Below are 20624 nucleotides of genomic sequence, written 5' to 3'. Positions count from 1 at the left end.
ACCGGAACCCTCTGAAATAACCGCGGCGGCCCGTCCTCTTTCGGGGGAGAGGACGGGCCGCCGTCACCCATGTGGGTACACCTACGCCGCGATCTTCTTCCGCAGGTTCTCGTCCAGCGCCGCCAGGAACTGCTCCGTCGTCAGCCACGGCTGCTCCGGGCCGATCAGCAGCGCCAGGTCCTTCGTCATCCGGCCGCTCTCGACGGTCTCGACGCAGACCCGCTCCAGGGTATGGGCGAACGCCGTGACCTCGGGCGTGCCGTCCAGCTTGCCGCGGTGGGCCAGGCCCCGGGTCCAGGCGAAGATCGAGGCGATCGGGTTGGTGGAGGTCGCCTTGCCGGCCTGGTGCTGGCGGTAGTGGCGGGTGACCGTGCCGTGCGCGGCCTCGGCCTCGACCGTACGGCCGTCGGGGGACATCAGCACGGACGTCATCAGGCCCAGCGAGCCGAAGCCCTGCGCGACGATGTCGGACTGGACGTCGCCGTCGTAGTTCTTGCAGGCCCAGACGTAGCCGCCCGACCACTTCAGCGCCGAGGCGACCATGTCGTCGATCAGCCGGTGCTCGTACGTCAGGCCCTTCGCCTCGAACTCCGTCCTGAACTCGGCGTCGAAGACCTCCTGGAAGATGTCCTTGAAACGGCCGTCGTACTTCTTGAGGATCGTGTTCTTGGTGGACATGTAGACGGGGTAGTCACGGTCCAGGCCGTACCGGAACGAGGCGCGGGCGAAGTCGCGGATGGACTCGTCCAGGTTGTACATCGCCAGGGCGACGCCCGGGCCGGGGAATTCGTAGACCTCGAGCTCGATCGGTTCGGATCCGTCCTTCGGGGTGAAGGTCATGGTCAGGGTGCCCTCACCCGGAACCTTCAGATCGGTGGCGCGGTACTGGTCGCCGAAGGCGTGACGGCCGACGACGATGGGCTCGGTCCAGCCCGGTACCAGGCGCGGGACATTGCCCAGGATGATCGGCTCGCGGAAGATCACGCCGCCGAGGATGTTGCGGATGGTGCCGTTCGGCGAGCGGTACATCGCCTTGAGGCCGAACTCCTCCACCCGCGCCTCGTCCGGCGTGATCGTGGCGCACTTGACGCCGACGCCGTACTCCTTGATGGCGTTGGCCGCCTCGACGGTCACCTGGTCGTGGGTGGCGTCACGGTGCTCGATGCCGAGGTCGAAGTACTTCAGCTCGACGTCCAGGTACGGCAGGATCAGCTGGTTCTTGATGAAGGACCAGATGATGCGGGTCATCTCGTCGCCGTCGAGCTCGACGACGGGGTGGGCAACCTTGATCTTGGTCATGAGCCGGAACGTCCCTCTCGCGCAGCTGGGGTCTCCCCCCACCGGAAGGCAGGGCCCCTCCCCGGCCCGGAGCGCCCTCGGTGGGCGGCCCGGGAGCCGGGGAAGGAAATCTCGACATCAAGCTACTCCAGGGCCGTCCCGGCGGACAGCCGCACGGGACGCGCCCCGCCGGGCGGCGTTCCCCGCGCGCGTCACTGCACGGTGAAGTGCAGGACGTCGTCCAGGAAGGGAATCTTCAGCCACGGGTGCGGCTGGGCCATCAGGGCGAGCAGCACGATCGCCAGCCCCATCCCGCCGTACGTCAGCATGTCGGTGAACCGTGACCGCACGGCCAGCATGCCCACGTCCGGCAGCGCCCAGCGCAGTGCCGCACCGCCGATCATGGCCAGGCCGACCAGGATCGTCCCCACCCGGAACGCGTCGAACGCCACGACCAGCAGGCCCAGGCCCGTGGCCCCCAGGACCGCCAGCAGTGGCCACTGGCGTGCGGGCGCCGGCGCGTCGCCGGGGGCGGCGCGCCCGCCGCCCTCGGGGCGGGCGGTGTCCCGCGTCAGCCGCGGCGGGCGCCGCGAGGGCTTGCCGGAACCGGCCGCCGTGCCGGTACCGGTACCGCCGTCCTGCCCCGCGTCGCCCGGCTGCGCGCCGTTCGCCTGCGCGCCGTTCTTCGAGGCGCCGTTCTTCGAGGCGCCCTGCCCGGACGCGTCGGCTCCGGGCGCGTCGCCCCCGGACGAGCCACGTCCGGGCGTGCCGTTCCCCGACGCGCCGCTTCCCGGGGCACCGTTCACCGCTGCGGCGAAGCCGTCCAGCGGCGTGCCGGACTCAGCCCGCATCGCCGATTCCGGCAGCGCGCTCGGCGGCCTCCACGACGTTCACCAGCAGCTCCGCACGCGTCATCGGGCCCACGCCGCCCGGGTTCGGGGCGACCCAGCCGGCGACCTCGGCGACGCCGGGGTGGACATCGCCGACGATCTTGCCGTTCTCGTCGCGGCTGACGCCGACGTCCAGGACGGCCGCGCCCGGCTTCACGTCCTCCGGCTTGATCAGGTGGGCGACGCCCGCCGCCGCCACGATGATGTCCGCCTGGCGCAGCTGCGCCGAGAGGTCACGGGTGCCGGTGTGGCAGAGGGTGACGGTGGCGTTCTCGGACTTGCGGGTCAGCAGCAGCCCGATCGAACGGCCGACGGTGACACCGCGGCCCACGACCACGACGTGCGCGCCGCTGATCTGCACGCCGTGGCGGCGCAGCAGCTCGACGATGCCGTTGGGGGTGCAGGGCAGCGGCGCCTTCTCGTTGAGCACGAGGCGGCCCAGGTTCGTCGGGTGCAGGCCGTCGGCGTCCTTGGCCGGGTCGATCAGCTCCAGGACGCGGTTGGTGTCGATGCCCTTGGGCAGCGGCAGTTGGACGATGTAGCCCGTGCACTCGGGGTTGTCGTTCAGCTCGCGGACGACCGCCTCGATCTCCTCCTGCGTGGCGGTCTCGGGCAGCTCGCGCTGGATCGAGCCGATGCCGACCTGCGCGCAGTCACGGTGCTTTCCGGCCACGTACCACTTGCTGCCGGGGTCTTCGCCGACGAGGAGGGTGCCCAGGCCGGGCGTGACGCCCTTGGCCTTCAGTGCCTCCACACGGCTGGTGAGTTCGGACTTGATGGCGGCCGCGGTGGCCTTGCCATCGAGAATCTGGGCGGTCATGTCGTCCATCCTCGCGGATCGGGTGTCGTTGGTTCCACTCAGGTCGCGCCCGTGACGGTCGCGCCGGTATGCGTGCGGTTCGGCGGTACGACCGTATGCCTACGATGACCGCCGCCGTGGTGACAGCCGCGGCCGTCCCCGCTTGTTTCCAGCCACCGCTCGAAGGATCACCAGGTGACCCATCCGAACCCGCCCGGCCAGTACCCGGCGTACCCGCAGCAGCCCGGTCCGGGCTATCCGCCGTTCCCCCAGCAGCAGCAGCCGTACGGCTACCCGCAGCCGGGGCAGGGGTACGGCTACGGGCAGCCGGACCCCTACGCCGCGCAGCGGCCCCCGCTGGCGGGCTGGGGCTCGCGCGTGGGTGCGACGCTGCTGGACATGCTGATCGGCTCGGTCCTGCCGATCATCGGTGTGGTCGTCGGAGCGGTGATGATGTTCGCCGCGATCGACGAGGCCGACTGCGTGACGACCACGCACGACACCGCGACCTCGTACGAGGCCGTGAGCGTCTGCGACACCGACACGGCCGCGCTCGTTCCCGGCATAGCCGTCATGGGCGTCTCGCTCCTCGTCGCGATGTTCCTGGGCTTCTGGATGATGTACCGCCAGGGCAAGACCGGTCAGACGCCCGGCAAGAAGGCGCTGGGCATCAGCGTCGTCCGTGAGCGGGACGGGCTGCCGATCGGCTTCGGAATGACGTTCGTCCGCAACCTCTGCCACATGGTCGACGGCATCTTCTACCTCGGCTACCTGTGGCCGCTGTGGGACGAGAAGAAGCAGACGTTCGCCGACAAGATCATCGGTACGGTCGTCATCCGCGTCCGCTGAAGCATCGTCGCGTGAAGCATCGCGCGCGTCCATTGAGCATCGCGCGTGGGCCGCGCCCCCGAGGGGGCGCGGCCCTTTCGCGTCAGTGGAAGAAGTGGCGCGTACCGGTGAAGTACATCGTCACGCCCGCGGCCTTCGCGGCCTCCACGACCTGCTCGTCACGGACCGAACCGCCCGGCTGGACCACGGCCTTGACGCCGGCGGCGGTCAGCACCTCCAGCCCGTCCGGGAAGGGGAAGAAGGCGTCGGAGGCGGCGTACGAGCCCCGGACGCGCTCCTCGCCCGCGCGCTGGACGGCGAGCTTGGCGGAGTCGACGCGGTTGACCTGGCCCATGCCGACGCCGACGGTCGCCCGGTCCTTGGCCAGCAGGATCGCGTTGGACTTCACCGCGCGGCAGGCCCGCCACGCGAACGCCAGCTCGGCCAGCTCGTCGGCGGACAGCGCCTCGCCCGTGGCCAGCGTCCAGTTGGCCGGGTCGTCGCCCTCGGCCTGGAGGCGGTCCTTGGCCTGGACCAGCAGACCGCCCTCGACGGGCCGGGACTCGCCGTGCGCCGCGGGGGCGTCGGCGCAGCGCAGCACACGGATGTTCTTCTTGCGGGCCAGCACCTCGACGGCGCCGTCCTCGTAGGCCGGGGCGACGATGACCTCGGTGAAGATCTCGGCGACCTGCTCGGCCATGGCCACCGACACCGGGCTGTTGACGGCGATCACGCCGCCGAACGCGGACAGCGGGTCGCACGCGTGCGCCTTGCGGTGCGCCTCGGCGACGTCGGCGCCGGTCGCGATGCCGCACGGGTTGGCGTGCTTGATGATGGCGACGCAGGGGTCGGTGTGGTCGTACGCGGCGCGGCGGGCGGCCTCGGTGTCCACGTAGTTGTTGTACGACATCTCCTTGCCGTGCAGCTGCTCGGCGTAGGCGAGGCCCTTGCCCGTGCCGTCGGTGTAGAGGGCGGCGGGCTGGTGGGGGTTCTCGCCGTAGCGCAGGACCTGCTGGCGCTCGTAGGAGACGCCGATGAAGTCCGGCCAGGGGCCCTCGTCCGCGCCGTAGCCCGCGGCGAACCAGTTCGCGACGGCCACGTCGTACGCGGCCGTGTGCTGGAACGCCTCGGCGGCCAGGCGCTTGCGGGCGGCGAGGTCGAAGCCGCCGTCGGCGACGGCCTTGAGCACGTCGTCGTAGCGGTCGGGGTTGACGACCACGGCGACGGAGGGGTGGTTCTTGGCGGCGGCGCGGACCATGGAGGGGCCGCCGATGTCGATCTGCTCGACGCACTCGTCGGGCGAGGCGCCCGAGGCGACGGTCTCCCGGAACGGGTAGAGGTTGACGATCACGAGCTCGAAGGGGCGCACGCCCAGCTCGTCGAGCTGCGCGCGGTGGGCCTCGAGCCGCTGGTCGGCGAGGATGCCGGCGTGCACGCGGGGGTGCAGGGTCTTCACCCGGCCGTCCAGGCACTCGGGGAAGCCGGTCAGCTCCTCGACCTTGGTGACCGGGACGCCGGCGGCCGCGATCCGGGCGGCCGTCGAACCGGTGGAGACGAGCTCGACGCCGGCGTCGTGGAGACCACGGGCCAGGTCTTCCAGCCCCGCCTTGTCGTAGACGCTGATCAGCGCCCGGCGGATGGGCCGCTGCGAGCCCTCGGAGTGCGTACCTGCGGAGGTCGTACCTTCGGCGGTCACGAGATCCGTACCTTTCGTCCCTCAATGCGATAGCCGTGCCGGGCCAGACGCCCCACGACTTCGACGAGCAGCTGTCGCTCGACTTCCTTGATCCGCTCGTGCAGAGCGGCTTCGTCGTCCCCGTCCCCGACCTCGACCACTCCCTGGGCGATGATCGGGCCGGTGTCGACGCCTTCGTCGACGAAATGGACGGTGCACCCGGTGACCTTCACGCCGTACGCGAGCGCGTCGCGGACGCCGTGGGCGCCGGGAAAGCTGGGCAGCAGGGCGGGGTGGGTGTTGACGATCCGCCCGCCGAACCGCGCGAGGAATTCCTTCCCCAGGATCTTCATGAAGCCCGCCGAGACCACCAGGTCCGGCTCGTACGCGGCCGTGGCCGCGGCCAGCGCCCGGTCCCAGGCGTCACGGTCGGCGTGGTCCTTGACCCGGCACACGAACGTCGGCAGCCCGGCGCGCTCGGCGCGCTCCAGCCCGGCGATGGCGTCCCGGTCGGCGCCGACGGCCACGATGCGGGCGCCGTAGCCGTCCGGGTCGTCGGCGATGGCGTCCAGCAGGGCCTGCAGATTGGTGCCCGAGCCGGAGACGAGCACGACGATGCGGGCGGGGTGGGCGGGGCGGGGAGGGGCGGCCACGGCGGGGCCCTTTCTCGCGGGTGGTGCGGTTTGTATGGTCGTACGAGACCGAGGGGTCGCCGAATACGGGGGACTCTACGAACCCGTCGACCGCCAGCAACGATACCGGCACACCGAACCGCCCCCACGGGACGGGGGCGCGCACGGGAGGTAGCGTCGGGACCGGACCGGACGACGACGCGGGAATTCGGGGCGCGTCGCCGTAGGCTCGAGGTGCAGGACGACGACACAAGGGGAAGACACACTCCACATGCCGGACCGACGCCGCCACGCGGCTCACCGCCTCCCGCTGCCCGCGGCGGCCCCTGCGCTGCGCGAGCGCCGGTCGCCGTCGTCCTCCCCCGCGGAGGATCAGCGGGACAACCCCTTCGCCGCACCGCCCGAGGGGCAGCCGGACCGGCCCTGGCAGCCACGGCAGCCCCAGGAGCCCCAGCGGCCTTCCGGGAACGGCGAGGACGGCGGCGAGGACGGCCGGGGCGAGCAGCCTCCGGCATGGGGCAGCCAGTGGAGCAGCCGGCAGCCGGGCCGGCAGGACGGCGGCTTCGGCGGGGGCGGCCAGGGCGGCGGCCCGAACCCCTCGGGCGGCCCCGGCGGCCCGGGCGGCCTGCGCTGGGACCCGACGGACCCGGCCCAGCGCCGTGCCCGTTATGCGCTGCTCGCGGGCATGTGGGGCTTCTTCTTCGCCCTCTTCAGCATCCCGCAGGTGGCCCTGCTCCTGGGCGCTCTGTCCGTCTACTGGGGCGTCAGCTCGCTGCGCGCCAAGGCGAAGCCCCGCCCGCACGACCCGGACGTCCCGGCCCCGACCCCGCCTCCCGGCGGCTTCCGCCCCCAGACGACGGCGGCCGTCAGCGGCCTGGTCACCGGCGGCCTGGCCCTGGCCATCGTGGCGGCGACGTTCGCCTTCCACCTCGTCTACCGCGACTACTACGTCTGCGTGGACGACGCCCTGACCCAGACCTCCCGCCAGGCCTGCGAGAACCACCTCCCGAAGCAACTCCGCCCCTTGCTGAGCACGCAGGACTGAGGGTTCGCCCCCGCTGCCGCCGCAGCGGCGGCCAGCCACGACGGCGGATACCGGCCGGCGCCGAACCGGCCGCAGGCCCGGGCCTCGCCGGCGGGGGTCGGGCCGGCCCACCCGCGCCGGGGCGGCGGGCGAAGCCCATCCTCACTCCCGCCGCAGCGGCGCCCGGCCGCACCAGCGGAACCCGGCCGCACCGGCGGAACCCGGCGGTGCCGAACCGGCCCCGGCCCCGTCCCCGTCCCGGAAGAGGGTCAGCGGTCGTCGCCCGGGAGCGTCAGGTCGCGGGGTTCGAAGTCGGGCATGAGGCCGCCGCCCGAGTCCTTGAGGGCGGCCCAGCGCAGCTGGCGGGAGGCCGGGTCGTGCCAGGCGTCCGTGGACGACGCGTCGAACGGGGCCGGCGAGGCGGGCCCCCGCGACAGGGGCGGGGATTTGTGGCGCGGCTTGTCGCGGCGGGCGGCCTTGCGCCGGCGCGGCCGCCACCGGCGACGCCGGTCGCCGCCCCGCGCCGTGCCCTCGGGCACGCCCGGCGCCGGAACAACCGGCTCCGCCACCGGAGCCGGCGACGCGTGCGGCTGCGGCATGACGGGCAGCATCTCCGGTTCGTACGCGACCTTCTCGGGCGCCGGCCCCACCGCCCCGCGCACCCCGAAGCCAAACCACGCGGCAACGGCACGCCACCACGACCGCGACGGTCCGCCGTCCCTCTCCGGGTTCCCGACAGGCCCGGTGGCCTCGGACGCCTCGATGGCCTCCGAAGCAGAGGCACACGCCTCCTCCCCCGGCCCCACCGCCAGCCCCAGCGCGTACCCCAGCCGCCGCCACCCCTTGAGCACCTTGCCCTCTTCCCCCTCCTGCGTACGCTCAGGGCGCAGCGCCGCCACTTCGCGCCGCCACCGCACCACGAGCGCCCCCGGCACGCCGAGCGCGGCCGTCCAGCCCGCGGCCGCCGCGCCCGTGCGCCAGCACGACGGGCCGAAGTCCGCGAGCACGGCATTGCCGAGCGCGCCACCGGAGGCGTACGCCAGCACGGTCAGCAGCGCGCCGCAGAGCACCGCGCCCACCAGCGCGGTGGCCACCGCCTCCCGGCGCCCCACCCGCGCGGAGCGCTTCGGCACGGCGGCCCGGGCGAGCGCGATGCCCGCCCCGGCCGTCAGCACGGCCGCGCCCGCCAGGGCGAGCGGTCCCGCCTGCCCGGGCGACGGCAGCGCGGCGAGCAGCGGGAAGCTCGGCAGCATCGGGCGGCCGTCCGCCACGCCCAGCGGTGCGACGAGGCTGCTCGCCCCCACCGTGAACCCGGGCCCCAGCCCGTACGCCGCCGCCCACACCACCGCGTTCGGCAGCAGGGCCGCGCTCAGCAGCCCCACCGCCACGCGGCCCGACCAGCGCGGGGCCAGCTGGGCGAACGCCTCCCGCGCCTCGTCCGCATGCAGGGCCAGCGAGACGCCCACCAGCAGCACCCCACCGACGAGCAGCATCGCGGTCGCGGCCGCCCCGGCCCGTACCGCCACGGCCAGCCGGTCCTTCGTGAACCACCGCCGCACCACCCCGGGCACCACCCGCCGCACCGCCGCGGGCGCCGGTGCGCCGGGCCGCCCGGCGGCCGTCCACACGCCGGCGGCGATGAAGGCGGCCGCCACCAGCGGCACATGCAGCAGCGCGCTCAGCGGAGCCACCCGTACCGGGCCGGACGACGCGTACAGCGCAGCGGCCAGCCCCACCAGCAGATAGCCGCCGAGCATGGCGGTGAACGCGGTGCGGGGCAGGGGTCCGGGCATGTCCGGCGGGGCGTGCTCGGGGGGTTCGAGGGCGTGCCGGGCCGCGCGGTAGAGAAGGGTGCAGGGCACGACCGACAGCAGCAGCGGCGTCATCCCGATCGGCGCGGGCACGCCCGTCAGGGTCTCGGTGCGCACGAGCGCCGCGCCGTGCGCCAGCAACCACAGGTCGGCGGCGATGCGCAGCGCCCCCGCGGGACCGCTGTCGGGGTACGGGGAGATGATCCACAGGGCCAGTACGACCATGGAGAGGGCACCCAGCCCCAGCCCGGCGGCCAGCATCCCGCCGAAGAACACCGTGCTCGTCGCGGACGACGGCCCGGTCACGGCGGGCCGATGGCGCGTCGGCGTCGACGGTGTCGACGGACCGTGATCGGCGTATTGGCTCACGGGGCCATGCTGCCAATAACACGGCTTTCCTGCCGGTAGCTGGCAATTGACCGTCGTGTCGCTTGTATGGCAGGAAATATGTCTATGAACCGTTTTGCGGTGCATATGGGTGTGGGCCCGTCCCCCTCGAGGGGGACGGGCCCACACCCTGGAAGCGGGGCCGCGGCGTCCGCCGCGGCCCGGCCTCCGATGTCGCTAAGGCCTCGGCGTCAGCCGGCCAGCGCGGCGCGCGCCAGGCGAGCCGTCTCGGACGGGGTCTTGCCGACCTTCACGCCCGCGGCCTCGAGGGCCTCCTTCTTCGCCTGCGCGGTGCCGGACGAACCGGACACGATCGCACCGGCGTGGCCCATCGTCTTGCCCTCGGGCGCGGTGAAACCGGCCACGTAGCCGACGACCGGCTTGGTGACGTTGGCCTTGATGAAGTCCGCGGCCCGCTCCTCGGCGTCGCCACCGATCTCGCCGATCATGACGATCAGGTCGGTCTCGGGGTCGGCCTCGAACGCGGCGAGCGCGTCGATGTGCGTGGTGCCGATGACCGGGTCGCCACCGATGCCGACGGCGGAGGAGAAGCCGATGTCACGGAGCTCGTACATCATCTGGTAGGTCAGCGTGCCGGACTTCGACACGAGACCGATGCGGCCGGGCTTGGTGATGTCGCCCGGGATGATGCCGGCGTTGGACTGGCCCGGGGTGATGAGACCGGGGCAGTTCGGGCCGATGATGCGGGTCTTGTTGCCCTTCGAGCCCGCGTACGCCCAGAAGGCGGCGGAGTCGTGGACGGCGATGCCCTCGGTGATCACGACGGCCAGGCCGATCTCGGCGTCGATCGCCTCGACCACGGCGGCCTTGGCGAACGCCGGCGGCACGAAGACGACGGTGACGTCGGCACCGGTCTTCTCCATCGCCTCGGCGACGGAGCCGAAGACGGGCACCTGGGTGCCGTCGAAGTCGACGCTCGTGCCGGCCTTGCGCGGGTTCACGCCACCGACGATGTTGGTGCCGTCGGCCAGCATGAGCTTGGTGTGCTTCATGCCCGTGGCGCCGGTCATCCCCTGGACGATGACCTTGCTGTCCTTGGTGAGGAAGATAGCCATGGTTGTGGAGTCCTCGTCCCTTACTTAGCCGCAGCCAGCTCGGCGGCCTTGTCGGCCGCGCCGTCCATGGTGTCCACGCGCTGGACCAGCGGGTGGTTGGCGTCGGACAGGATCTTGCGACCCAGCTCCGCGTTGTTGCCGTCGAGGCGCACGACCAGCGGCTTGGTGACGTCCTCGCCCTTGGCCTTGAGCAGCTCCAGGGCCTGGACGATGCCCTTGGCGACCTCGTCGCACGCGGTGATGCCACCGAAGACGTTGACGAAGACGGACTTGACGTCCGGGTCGCCGAGGATGATCTCGAGACCGTTCGCCATCACCTCGGCGGAGGCGCCGCCGCCGATGTCGAGGAAGTTCGCCGGCTTGACGTTGCCGTGGTTCTCACCGGCGTACGCGACGACGTCCAGGGTGCTCATGACGAGACCCGCGCCGTTGCCGATGATGCCGACCTGGCCGTCGAGCTTGACGTAGTTCAGGCCCTTGGCCTTGGCGGCCGCCTCGAGGGGGTTGGCCGCGGCCTTGTCCTCGAGCGCCTCGTGCTCCGGCTGGCGGAAGTCGGCGTTCTCGTCGAGCGAGACCTTGCCGTCGAGCGCGATGACGTCGCCGCTCGCGACCTTGGCCAGCGGGTTGACCTCGACGAGGAGCGCGTCCTCGGCGACGAAGGTCTTCCACAGGGTCACCATGACCTCGGCGACCTTCTCGGCGACCTCGGCCGGGAACTTCGCCTGGGCGACGATCTCGCGGGCCTTCTCGATCGTGACGCCGTTGTTGGCGTCGACCGGCACCTTGGCGAGCTTCTCGGGGGTCGTCGCGGCGACCTCCTCGATGTCCATGCCGCCCGCGACCGAGGCCATGGCCAGGAAGGTGCGGTTGGTGCGGTCGAGGAGGTACGAGACGTAGTACTCCTCGAGGATCTCGGGGGCCGTCTCGGCGATCATCACCTTGTGGACCGTGTGGCCCTTGATGTCCATGCCGAGGATGTCCGTCGCGCGGGCGACGGCCTCGTCCGGCGTGGCGGCCAGCTTCACGCCGCCGGCCTTGCCGCGGCCACCGACCTTCACCTGCGCCTTGACGACCGACTTGCCGCCAAGGCGCTCAGTCGCCGCGCGCGCCGCCTCAGGCGTGTCGATGACTTCACCGGCCAGCACCGGTACACCGTGCTTGGCGAAGAGGTCCCTCGCCTGGTACTCGAACAGGTCCACGCGCGTCCGTCCCTTTTCCATGGATATCGCGGTTCGTTGTCTGCGCGGGCGTGCCGCAGGGCAGCGTGACGACGCGATCTTTTACGAGGGCGGCACACGTTCACCGTTGACGCGGCATGTCCGTCTCGCAGGTTATCCCCGAGGGCGGGGGCTCCCTAAATCGCAGGTCACACTCGGGCCGTGATTACGCTCACAGATCGCGACGGCGCCGTACGCATTTCGGGTATACAACGGGGCCACCGGAACCGCAGCGCTTTCGCCCGCCGGGCTCACGCCGCCGTGTCCGGTATCGGCAGCGGGCGCTTCTCCAGGGCCGCCGCCATGACGTCCGGGAAGAGGTCGGGCGTACAGGCGAAGGCGGGGGCGCCGAGGGCCGCGAGCGCGGCGGCGTGGTCCCGGTCGTAGGCGGGCGCACCCTCGTCGGAGAGCGCGAGAAGTGTGACGAACTGGACACCGGACGCCTTCATCGCCGCCACCCGTTTGAGCATTCCGTCGCGGATCCCGCCCTCGTAGAGATCACTGATGAGGACGACGACGGTCTCGGCCGGTCGGGTGATCCGTGACTGACAGTAGGCGAGCGCGCGGTTGATGTCCGTGCCGCCGCCGAGCTGGGTGCCGAAGAGCACGTCCACGGGGTCGGTGAGCTGCTCGGTGAGGTCCACGACGGCGGTGTCGAAGACGACGAGGCGGGTGTCGAGGGCCCGCATCGAGGCGAGGACCGCGCCGAAGACCGAGGCGTAGACGACAGAGGGAGCCATCGAGCCGGACTGGTCGATGCAGAGGATGACCTCCTTCTTCACCGACTGCGAAGCCCGGCCGTAACCGACGAGGCGCTCCGGGACGACCGTGCGGTACTCGGGCAGATAGTTCTTGAGATTGGCCCGAATGGTGCGGTCCCAGTCGATGTCGCGGTGCCGGGGCCGGCTGACGCGCGCGGAACGGTCGAGGGCGCCGTTGAGCGTGGCGCGGGTGCGCGTCGTCAGACGCTTCTCCAGCTCTTGGACGACCTTGCGGACGACGGCGCGGGCGGTCTCCTTCGTGGTCTCGGGCATCGCCTTGTTGAGGGACAGCAGGGTGCCGACGAGATGGACGTCCGCCTCGACGGCTTCCAGCATCTCCGGCTCCAGCAGCAGTGCGGACAGGCCGAGCCGGTCGATGGCGTCGCGCTGCATCACCTGAACGACGGAAGCCGGGAAGTACGTCCGGATGTCCCCCAGCCAGCGTGCGACCCGCGGCGCCGACCCGCCGAGCCCGGCCTCGCGCGGCCCGCCGGCCCGCTCGCGGCCCGTACCGGGGCGGCCGCCGTAGAGCGCCTCCAGCGTCCGGTCCATGGCGGCGTCGCTCCCGGCGAGCGCGCACCCGGTGCCGTCACCGCCGTCGCCCTCGCCGCCCAGCACGAGCCGCCAGCGCCGCAGCCGCTCGGCGGCGTCGGTTCCGGCGTCCCCGGCCGCGTTCGTGATCGTTCCTGTGGTCATCGTTCCGCTCCCCCAGTCGGTGCCGTGCCCAGCAGCAGGCGCATCGTCGGCAGTACGGCCCGTGCCCGCTCCTCGTCGAGGGCCGGGCCGAAGCCGGGTATGCCCTTCTCCCCCGCCGTCGTCCCGCCCGGGCCCTCGCCGGCCGGGCCCCGGCGGATCTGTTCGCCGAGCGTGCGGCGCACCCCCGGCTCGAACGCGGAGAAGGTGCGGCGCAGCAGCGGCAGTACGCCCGTGAAGGCCTCCGGCGGGACGCCGGTGAGCCAGGCGTCGACGAGGGCGAGGAGGCGTTCGTCGTGGACCAGGAGCATGCCGCCGGATCCGCCGCTGCCGACGAACCCTTCGATCCAGGAGGCCGCCTCGGCCGGTGCCGTGCCGGGCGAGAGCGCACGCCCCATGAGCCGCGCCGCCTCCTCCTCGGGCAGCCGCCCGTCGTCGAGCAGCAGCCGTGCCGCCCGGCCGCGTATCCCTCCGGGCAGCCCTTCCCGCCCGGCCAGCACCTTGAGCACGGCGGCCCACCGCTCGCGCATGCCGGGCTCGGCGGGCTCACCGGGCTCAGGGGACTCGGCGGACTCGGCGGGCCGGCCGGACGGGCCGGGCCGGGCCAGCTGGTCCTGCTGGTCCTGCTGGTCCGACTCGGCCAAGAGGCCGACGGCCTGGTGAACGGCGTCCACATGGCCCCGCATCTCCGTGGCGGCGTCCGTGTCGAGCCCCGCGCAGGCGGCGGGCAGTCCGACGAAGACGCGTTCGGCCAGTCCTGCGGCCACCTCGCCTAGTGCGGCGGTGTCCGTGCGGCGGACGTCGCCGTAGCGCACGGAGCGGACGAGGGCGGGCAGGGCCTGGGCCAGGTGTCCGACGTCCGTGTCGAGGGCCGCCCGCTCGGAGAGGGCGTTCATGACGACGGGCAGGGCGTCGGACAGGCCGGCGAGCAGGCACCGTTCGGCCAGGGTGGTGACGTCGGCGAGGGCGGTGGCCTCCCGGGCCAGGGCCTCGGCCCTGGCGGTCGCCGCGCTCTCCACGGTGGTGCCCCACACGCCGGCTTCGGCGAGCCGCACGGCCAGTTCGGGCTCCCAGCACAGCCGCCAAGTCTCGCGGAACGTGCCGAGACCGCTCCGCGCGCGCGTCGGCTCGCCCCAGCCGACGCCGAGCAGCCCCAGCCGGTGCAGCAGCCGGCTGCGCGCCGCGTCCGTGTCCTTGCGCAGGTCGAACTCCCAGTCGCGCCAGGCCGCTTCGGGCTTGAGCCGCAGGCTGCGCTGGAGGCGCGTCAGGTCGCGCCGCAGGGGCGAGGCGGGCGCGGAGTCGGGGACCTCGCCCAGCACGTCGCCGATCACGAGCCGGTCCCGGACGAGCGCGAGGGGCACGTCCGAGCCCTCGCACATCACGGCGCGGATCGCGTCCGTGGTCTCGGTGAGCCCGGCGAGCGGCCGCCCGCGCAGCGTGGCGAGGGTGTCGGCCAGCCGCACGGCCTCGATGACATGGGCGGAGGAGACGGGGTGGTCCTCGTCGCGCAGCAGTCTCGCGACGGTGGTCATCCAGCGCTCGACGGGCCGGTCGGGGGCGTGGAAGAGGTGCTCGTACCAGCCGGGCGAGGTGATCCCGGCGCCGTAGCCGCTGTGCCGCGCCAGCCTGCGGTGGGTCCACGGCACCCAGCCGATCTCGGCCTTGACCTTGGGCAGCCCCTTGAGTGCCTGCCGGTCTGCGGTGACGGTCCGCTTGGCGGCGAGCGCGGGTACGTGCCAGGCGCCGCAGACGACGGCGACCGCGTCCCCGAACTCCCGCCGCGCCTGGCGGAGTTTGAGCCGCATGTGCGCTTCGCGCACGGCGTCCCGGGCACCGGCGTCCTCGGCGCTCGCCCCGCTGTCGCCGCCGTCGCCGCCGGCGTCGTCCTCACCGAAGGTGGCCCTCAGCTCGGCCATGGCCTCGGCGATGGCCTGGAACGGCGCGAGCGCGTCACCGCCCTCGGGGCCACCGCCACGGCGGTGTTCGACGGCGTCCTCCCACCACAGCTCGGGATCGTCGTACCCGGCGACTCCGGCCAGCGCCGCCAGCGGATCCAGCCGCGACACCGACGGCACCGTCGTGGCCTCGGCCCCGGCTTCGGCGCGGGTGCCGGATTCGGCGTCGGTCTTGGTGTCGGACTTGGCGTCAGTCTTGGCGTCAGTCTCGGTGTCGGGCGACGGCTCGGGGGCGGCCGGGCCGCGGCCGCTCAGGGCGAGCGAGTGGGCCGCCGGCAGGTCGATGAAGCGCACCGGCACGTCGTGGGCCAGGGCCCAGCGCATGGCCGCCCATTCCGGCGAGAACTCTGCGAACGGCCAGAACGCGGCCCGCCCGGGGTCGTCGGCGGCGTGGGCGAGGAGGGCGACGGGCGGGCGCATGTCCTCCTCGGCGGCGAGGTGGACGAGCGCGTCCGCCTCGGGCGGGCCCTCGATCAGTACGGCGCTCGGCCGGCACTGGTCGAGCGCCGCCCGGACGGCCCGCGCCGAGCCCGGGCCGTGGTGGCGCACCCCCAGCAGCACCGGGGCGGCGGCGGTGCTCATGCCGAGACCTCTCGGCATGCCCGGTAGAAGTCCTTCCAGCCGTCGCGCTCACGGACGACGGTCTCGAGGTACTCCTGCCAGACGAGCCGGTCGGCCGCCGGGTCGCGGACCACGGCGCCGAGGATGCCGGCGGCCACGTCCCCGGCGCGCAGCACGCCGTCGCCGAAGTGGGCGGCCAGCGCCAGGCCGCCGGTGACGACGGAGATCGCCTCGGCGGTGGAGAGCGTGCCCGAGGGCGACTTCAGCTTCGTACGGCCGTCGGTGGTGACCCCCTCTCGGAGCTCACGGAAGATGGTGACGACGCGGCGGATCTCGTCGCTGCCGTCGGGCGCGGCGGGCAGGTCGAGGGAGCGGCCGAGCTGGTCGACGCGGCGGGCGACGATGTCGACCTCGGCGTCGGCCGTGGCGGGCAGGGGCAGGACGACCGTGTTGAAGCGGCGGCGCAGGGCGCTGGAGAGCTCGTTGACCCCGCGGTCGCGGTCGTTGGCCGTGGCGATCAGGTTGAACCCGCGGACGGCCTGCACTTCCTCCCCCAGCTCGGGGATGGGCAGGGTCTTCTCGGACAGGACGGTGATGAGGGTGTCCTGGACGTCGGCCGGGATACGGGTCAGTTCCTCGACGCGCGCGGTCATGCCCTCGGCCATGGCCCGCATGACGGGGCTCGGCACGAGTGCTTCGCGGCTGGGGCCGTGGGCGAGGAGGCGGGCGTAGTTCCAGCCGTAGCGGATGGCTTCCTCGGCGGTGCCGGCCGTGCCCTGGACAAGCAGGGTGGAGTCGCCGCTGACGGCGGCGGCCAGGTGCTCGGACACCCAGGTCTTGGCCGTGCCGGGCACGCCGAGCAGGAGCAGGGCGCGGTCGGTGGCGAGCGTGGTGACGGCGACCTCGACGACTCTGCGCGGGCCGACGTACTTGGGCGTGATCACGGTGCCGTCGGGCAGCGTGCCGCCGAGCAGGTAGGTGGCGACGGCCCACGGCGACAGGCGCCAACGCTCGGGCCTGGGGCGGTCGTCGGCCGCCGCGAGGGCCTTCAGCTCGTCGGCGAAGGCGTCCTCCGCGTGCGGTCGCAGGGCTTCGGTCTCAATTCCGGGCACGGTCACAAGTCCCCCTCGTCGTGCGCTTCCGGGATACGTCGACCACCCTGCACCACGCCACTGACAATCGGCCTCGGCGTGACAAAACCGCTGGTCAGAGCGATTGTCAGTGGCGGGCCCTACCTTCGGTGGCATGAATCCGCAGGGGGAACGCTGGACGGCGGAACAGGTGCTCGCGCTGGCTCCTGACGCCGCATCACGCAAGGCGGGCGCCAAGCTCGCGGCGCCCGGCCCGTGGTCGGGCGCGGGTACGGACGGGGGGACGCCCGGGGGCGGGGGCGCGGGCGCGGTCTGGGGGGAGTGCGCGGGCAGCGGAAGCAAGCCGTACCGCACGGTGGTGGACCTGTCGGGGCAGGGCGGGCCGGGCTTCCACTGCAGCTGCCCGAGCCGCAAGTTCCCGTGCAAGCACGCGCTGGGCCTGCTGTTGCTCTGGACCGAGGGCGAGGGGGCCGTGCCGTCCTCGGCCTCGGAGCCGCCCGACTGGGCGGGGCAGTGGCTGGCCCGGCGGCGGCAGCGTGCCGAGCGGGCCGCGGAGCCGGGGACCGAGGCCGGCCCGGCGCGGTCGGCGGCGGGCGCGGAGGCGGCGCGGCGGCGCGCCGAGCGGCGGGCGCAGCGGATCGCCGCGGGCGCCGCGGAGTTGGAGCAGCGGCTCGCCGATCTGCTGCGGGGCGGTCTCGCGTCGGTCGAGGGCGCGGGGTACGGGCAGTGGGACGAGACGGCGGCCCGCATGGTCGACGCCCAGGCGCCCGGCCTCGCCTCGCGGGTAAGGGAGTTGGCGTCGGCGACCGGCGCCGGGGCAGGGGCCGCGTGGGCGTCGCGGCTCCTGGAGGAGTGCGCCCTGCTGCACACGCTCAATCAGGGGTATCTGCGGGTGGAGGAGCTGCCGGAGCCGCTGGCCGCCACGGTCCGCTCGCGCGTCGGCATCACCTCCGACGCGTCGACGCTGCTGGCCTCGGCGACACCCGTCCGGGACCACTGGCTGGTCCTGGCCCAGCGGGACAGCGACGACGGCCGTCTGGTCACCCGCCGCATCTGGCTCCACGGCCGCCGTACGGGCCGCATGGCCGTTGTCCTCTCTTATGGCGCTGCCGGCCGCGCGCCCGAGCTCTCTCTTCCCGTGGGCCTCGCCCTGGACACCGATCTCGTGTTCCATCCTTCGGCGCGGCCCCTGCGCGCGGTGCTGGGCACCCGCCACGCGGCTCCGGCGCCCTGCCCCGAGCCGCCGCAGGGCGGCGACACGACCGCCGCTCTGCACGCCTACGGCGAGGCCCTGCGGGACGATCCCTGGCTGGAGGCGTGGCCGGTGGTGCTGTCGGCCGTGGTCCCGGTGCCGGGCGCGGACGGGCGCGGATGGCAAGTGGCGGACGCGGAGGGCGAGTCGGCGCTTCCGGTCGATCCCCGGTGCGACGGCGACAGTACGGGGTTGTGGCGGCTCGCGGCGATATCCGGCGGTGCGCCGGTACGGGTCTTCGGCGAGTGCGGCCACCGGGGCTTCACTCCGCTGGCGACATGGGATCCGGACGTGGTGGCGCTGTGACGGCCGCCCGTTCCGGCAGGGATTCATCCGCCCCCAGCGGGGCGGGCCGCACTCAGGGAAGGGCAAGCAGATGACCAGTACGTGGGACGAGCTCGTCACCACCGCGCTGCTCGGCACCGAGCGGCGCACCGTGCCCGTGCGGCAGGAGCCCGGGCAGGAGGCCGCCGCCGCGCTGCTGGACGCGGCCGCGGTACGGACCGTGCAGCGGCGGGCCGCGCTGTTGCCGGTCGCGGCGCGAGCGCGGCCCGGGGCGGCGCCGCAGGACGGGCGGCCGGCGCTGCCGGAGGCGGCGCGGCGGCGGCTGGCGCTGCTGCTCGCCGACCGCGCGGGCCCCGGCGGCGGGGGGCGCCGGAGCGGCGCCCCGGACCTCACCGAGCTGCTGCCCCAGTGGCTGGCGGCCGCCAACGGCCACGGCTACCGCGCCCCGGCGGTGCTGCTGCCCGCGCTGCTGGAGGCGGCCCGGGCCCGCAGCGACCTGCGCCCGGAGGCGCTGGCTCTGGGCGGGCCCAGAGCGCTGTGGCTGGCCCGGCTCAACCCGCAGTGGAAGTACGCGCTGCGCGGGAACGCGGCGCCGGCCGCGACGGCCGTCCCCGCGAGCGGTGACGGGGCCGGGGAGCGGGCCTGGCAGGAGGGGTTGTTCGCCGAGCGGGTCGCGCTGCTGGCGGCGTTGCGGCGCCGTGATCCGGCGGCCGCACGGGAGTTGCTGGCCTCGACCTGGGGGAAGGAGCGGGCGGAGGACCGGCTGATGTTCCTGGACTCTTTGCGTGAGGGGCTCTCCGACGCCGACGAGCCGTTCCTCGAGCAGGCCCTGTCGGACCGGAGCCGTAACGTCCGCGCCACGGCGGCCGAGCTGCTGTCCACCCTGCCCGGTTCCGCGCTCGCGGCGAGGATGGCCGAGCGCGCCCGTGGCTGCGTCGCCCTGGACCGCACCACCGGTGCCGGGCCGCGCATCGTGGTCGAGGCGCCGCCCGAGTGCGACAGCGGGATGGAGCGGGACGGCGTCGTGGCCAAGCCGCCGTCCGGGCGGGGCGAGCGGTCGTGGTGGCTGAGCCAATTGGTGGAAGCGGCACCGCTGGCGATCTGGTGCGAACGGTTCGGGGTGGGCAGCGCGGCCGAGGCCGTGGCGCTGCCGGTCGCCGACGGCTGGCAGCCCGACCTGCACGCCGCATGGAGCCGTGCGGCCGTGCGGCAGGGGGACGCGGAGTGGTCACGCGCCCTGCTGGGCCCGGCGGCCACGCCGCCCGCGCCGGTGGGCTCGTCCTGGCTGGACCCGGCGAAGCTGCTGTCCGCGCTGCCGCCGGTGGAACGGGCCGAGTGGGTCGCGGAGTTCATCGCCGTCCACGGGCTGTCGGAGGCGTTCCGGCTGCTCGGGGTGTGCGCGGTGCCCTGGGCGGAGCCACTGGGGAGGGCGGTCGTGGACGCCCTGGACAGCGCCCGGGAGGCGGGCGGCTACCCATGGAGCTTCAGCGGCGTGATGGGCCTGGCCGAGCGCTGTCTGGACCCGGACCAGGCCGACCACCTGGCGGCCCTCACGGCTGCCCCCGAGGAGGCGGCGACCGCCCCGACACCGTCCACGGGCGCGGCCGACTACTGGACGGAGGCCTTCCAACGCCTCATAGGAACGCTGCGTCTGCGCGCCACGATGCGAGCGGAGCTCGCGGGGACCGCATAGGCCCGCGTGCCCCGCCGCCCCGCGACCCACCGGCCCGGCACCGGTGCCCCGGTGCCGCCGGTCGTCGTACGGCTACGCTCCCGCCGGCTGGCGGACGTTGGCGTTGACCCAGGCCACGATCGACGTCGTCGTCGCGCCCGGGGTGAAGATCTCCGCGACGCCCTGCTCCTTGAGCAGGGGGATGTCCGCCTCGGGGATGATGCCGCCGCCGAAGACCTTGATGTCCGCCGCGTCACGCTCCTTCAGGAGCTCTATCACCTTGGCGAAGAGAGTGTTGTGCGCGCCCGAGAGGATGGAGAGGCCGATCGCGTCGGCGTCCTCCTGGATCGCGGTGTCGACGATCTGCTCGGGCGTCTGGTGGAGGCCGGTGTAGATGACCTCCATGCCGGCGTCGCGCAGCGCACGTGCGATGACCTTGGCGCCACGATCATGGCCGTCGAGCCCCGGCTTGGCCACCACCACGCGGATCGGACCGGTCACTCCCATCACTGCCTCCATGTACGTGCAAGTACGTGCCGTCAACCGGCCGCGAGGTTCCCCTGCCCACAGGGCCAGGGAGGTGAACGAACGTTATCTCCAGCATCCCGCAAGCGGCCGTTTCGCGGTGGAGAGCGAGGGGGAAATCACACGTGGGACTACACGTTCGCTACGCACCGCTTTCACACCCCGCGTCTCACGGGCCACACCCACCCGCTCGGACCCCGGGCCACCGGGCC

At 73.5% G+C, this 20624-nt stretch carries 16 protein-coding genes; 4 read left to right on the top strand and 12 right to left on the bottom strand.

Translation table 11 applies throughout. The features are described 5' to 3' along the window. Positions 1–81: 81 nt before the first annotated feature. The 3 genes from ACIGXW_RS08535 to ACIGXW_RS08525 all read right to left on the bottom strand — a co-directional run bounded on the left by ACIGXW_RS08535 (position 82) and on the right by ACIGXW_RS08525 (position 2988). Positions 82–1299, bottom strand: coding sequence for an NADP-dependent isocitrate dehydrogenase (locus ACIGXW_RS08535; protein ID WP_071965136.1), 1218 nt, complete (start codon positions 1297–1299; stop codon positions 82–84). Positions 1300–1490: 191 nt separating this feature from the next. Next, positions 1491–2129, bottom strand: a complete 639-nt coding sequence (locus ACIGXW_RS08530) for a DUF3017 domain-containing protein (protein WP_399571309.1) — start codon at positions 2127–2129, stop codon at positions 1491–1493. Beyond that, entirely contained in the window at positions 2119–2988 is an 870-nt protein-coding gene (locus ACIGXW_RS08525) for a bifunctional methylenetetrahydrofolate dehydrogenase/methenyltetrahydrofolate cyclohydrolase (RefSeq protein WP_071965138.1), read from the bottom strand. Before ACIGXW_RS08525 ends, ACIGXW_RS08530 begins: the two co-directional genes overlap by 11 nt. A gap of 174 nt (positions 2989–3162) precedes the next feature. On the opposite strand from ACIGXW_RS08525, the gene ACIGXW_RS08520 reads away from it, so the two are divergent. Continuing rightward, on the top strand, positions 3163–3816 hold the full coding sequence (locus ACIGXW_RS08520; protein ID WP_399571306.1) for an RDD family protein: 654 nt from the start codon (positions 3163–3165) through the stop codon (positions 3814–3816). A gap of 82 nt (positions 3817–3898) precedes the next feature. On the opposite strand, the gene purH is transcribed toward ACIGXW_RS08520, so the two are convergent. Both purH and purN read right to left on the bottom strand, forming a co-directional pair. Then, on the bottom strand, positions 3899–5491 hold the full coding sequence (purH, locus tag ACIGXW_RS08515) for a bifunctional phosphoribosylaminoimidazolecarboxamide formyltransferase/IMP cyclohydrolase (RefSeq protein WP_399571302.1): 1593 nt from the start codon (positions 5489–5491) through the stop codon (positions 3899–3901). Beyond that, the gene (gene purN, locus ACIGXW_RS08510) at positions 5488–6123 is read right to left on the bottom strand and encodes a phosphoribosylglycinamide formyltransferase (RefSeq protein WP_071965126.1); all 636 of its coding nucleotides are present in this window, start codon (positions 6121–6123) and stop codon (positions 5488–5490) included. The genes purH and purN overlap by 4 nt, the downstream gene beginning before the upstream one ends. A 250-nt stretch (positions 6124–6373) precedes the next feature. On the opposite strand from purN, the gene ACIGXW_RS08505 reads away from it, so the two are divergent. Beyond that, a complete protein-coding gene (locus tag ACIGXW_RS08505) occupies positions 6374–7147 on the top strand; it encodes a hypothetical protein (RefSeq protein WP_360913924.1) in 774 nt (257 codons plus the stop codon). A 248-nt stretch (positions 7148–7395) separates the two neighbouring features. On the opposite strand, the gene ACIGXW_RS08500 is transcribed toward ACIGXW_RS08505, so the two are convergent. The 6 genes from ACIGXW_RS08500 to ACIGXW_RS08475 form a co-directional block, all read right to left on the bottom strand. Next, positions 7396–9243, bottom strand: a complete 1848-nt coding sequence (locus ACIGXW_RS08500) for a DUF6350 family protein (RefSeq protein WP_399571300.1) — start codon at positions 9241–9243, stop codon at positions 7396–7398. A 272-nt stretch (positions 9244–9515) separates the two neighbouring features. Further along, entirely contained in the window at positions 9516–10400 is an 885-nt protein-coding gene (sucD, locus tag ACIGXW_RS08495) for a succinate--CoA ligase subunit alpha (protein WP_360911901.1), read from the bottom strand. 20 nt (positions 10401–10420) lie between these two features. Next, positions 10421–11599 carry an ADP-forming succinate--CoA ligase subunit beta gene (gene sucC, locus ACIGXW_RS08490; RefSeq protein WP_071965120.1) on the bottom strand — a complete coding sequence of 393 codons (1179 nt, stop codon included), beginning with the start codon at positions 11597–11599 and terminating at the stop codon, positions 10421–10423. 269 nt (positions 11600–11868) lie between these two features. Continuing rightward, a complete protein-coding gene (locus ACIGXW_RS08485; RefSeq protein ID WP_399571297.1) occupies positions 11869–13074 on the bottom strand; it encodes a VWA domain-containing protein in 1206 nt (401 codons plus the stop codon). Continuing rightward, positions 13071–15626, bottom strand: a complete 2556-nt coding sequence (locus tag ACIGXW_RS08480) for a DUF5682 family protein (protein WP_399571295.1) — start codon at positions 15624–15626, stop codon at positions 13071–13073. Before ACIGXW_RS08480 ends, ACIGXW_RS08485 begins: the two co-directional genes overlap by 4 nt. After that, entirely contained in the window at positions 15605–16705 is a 1101-nt protein-coding gene (locus ACIGXW_RS08475; protein ID WP_399571293.1) for an AAA family ATPase, read from the bottom strand. The genes ACIGXW_RS08480 and ACIGXW_RS08475 overlap by 22 nt, the downstream gene beginning before the upstream one ends. A 127-nt stretch (positions 16706–16832) precedes the next feature. Here ACIGXW_RS08475 and ACIGXW_RS08470 point away from each other — a divergent pair, with 127 nt between their 5' ends. After that, on the top strand, positions 16833–18236 hold the full coding sequence (locus tag ACIGXW_RS08470; RefSeq protein ID WP_399571290.1) for an SWIM zinc finger family protein: 1404 nt from the start codon (positions 16833–16835) through the stop codon (positions 18234–18236). A gap of 70 nt (positions 18237–18306) precedes the next feature. Beyond that, a complete protein-coding gene (locus tag ACIGXW_RS08465) occupies positions 18307–19908 on the top strand; it encodes a DUF5691 domain-containing protein (RefSeq protein WP_399571288.1) in 1602 nt (533 codons plus the stop codon). A gap of 72 nt (positions 19909–19980) precedes the next feature. Here ACIGXW_RS08465 and ACIGXW_RS08460 read toward each other — a convergent pair whose 3' ends face one another. Continuing rightward, positions 19981–20394, bottom strand: a complete 414-nt coding sequence (locus tag ACIGXW_RS08460) for a cobalamin B12-binding domain-containing protein (protein WP_071962626.1) — start codon at positions 20392–20394, stop codon at positions 19981–19983. Between the last annotated feature and the right edge of the window lie 230 nt (positions 20395–20624).

The organism is Streptomyces sp. NPDC053079 (assembly GCF_044546695.1).
Taxonomy (GTDB): domain Bacteria; phylum Actinomycetota; class Actinomycetes; order Streptomycetales; family Streptomycetaceae; genus Streptomyces.
Note: the sequence above shows the minus strand (reverse complement) of the source record. Positions and strands in the feature narration are given on the sequence as shown.

What these genes read in the sequence shown, in the direction of transcription:
- ACIGXW_RS08535 (WP_071965136.1), bottom strand. Translation starts at nt 1,299, where the DNA reads ATGACCAAGATCAAGGTTGCCCACCCCGTCGTCGAGCTCGACGGCGAC.
- ACIGXW_RS08530 (WP_399571309.1), bottom strand. Translation starts at nt 2,129, where the DNA reads ATGCGGGCTGAGTCCGGCACGCCGCTGGACGGCTTCGCCGCAGCGGTG.
- ACIGXW_RS08525 (WP_071965138.1), bottom strand. Translation starts at nt 2,988, where the DNA reads ATGACCGCCCAGATTCTCGATGGCAAGGCCACCGCGGCCGCCATCAAG.
- ACIGXW_RS08505 (WP_360913924.1), top strand. Translation starts at nt 6,374, where the DNA reads ATGCCGGACCGACGCCGCCACGCGGCTCACCGCCTCCCGCTGCCCGCG.
- sucD (WP_360911901.1), bottom strand. Translation starts at nt 10,400, where the DNA reads ATGGCTATCTTCCTCACCAAGGACAGCAAGGTCATCGTCCAGGGGATG.
- ACIGXW_RS08485 (WP_399571297.1), bottom strand. Translation starts at nt 13,074, where the DNA reads ATGACCACAGGAACGATCACGAACGCGGCCGGGGACGCCGGAACCGAC.
- ACIGXW_RS08480 (WP_399571295.1), bottom strand. Translation starts at nt 15,626, where the DNA reads ATGCCGAGAGGTCTCGGCATGAGCACCGCCGCCGCCCCGGTGCTGCTG.
- ACIGXW_RS08470 (WP_399571290.1), top strand. Translation starts at nt 16,833, where the DNA reads ATGAATCCGCAGGGGGAACGCTGGACGGCGGAACAGGTGCTCGCGCTG.
- ACIGXW_RS08465 (WP_399571288.1), top strand. Translation starts at nt 18,307, where the DNA reads ATGACCAGTACGTGGGACGAGCTCGTCACCACCGCGCTGCTCGGCACC.
- ACIGXW_RS08460 (WP_071962626.1), bottom strand. Translation starts at nt 20,394, where the DNA reads ATGGGAGTGACCGGTCCGATCCGCGTGGTGGTGGCCAAGCCGGGGCTC.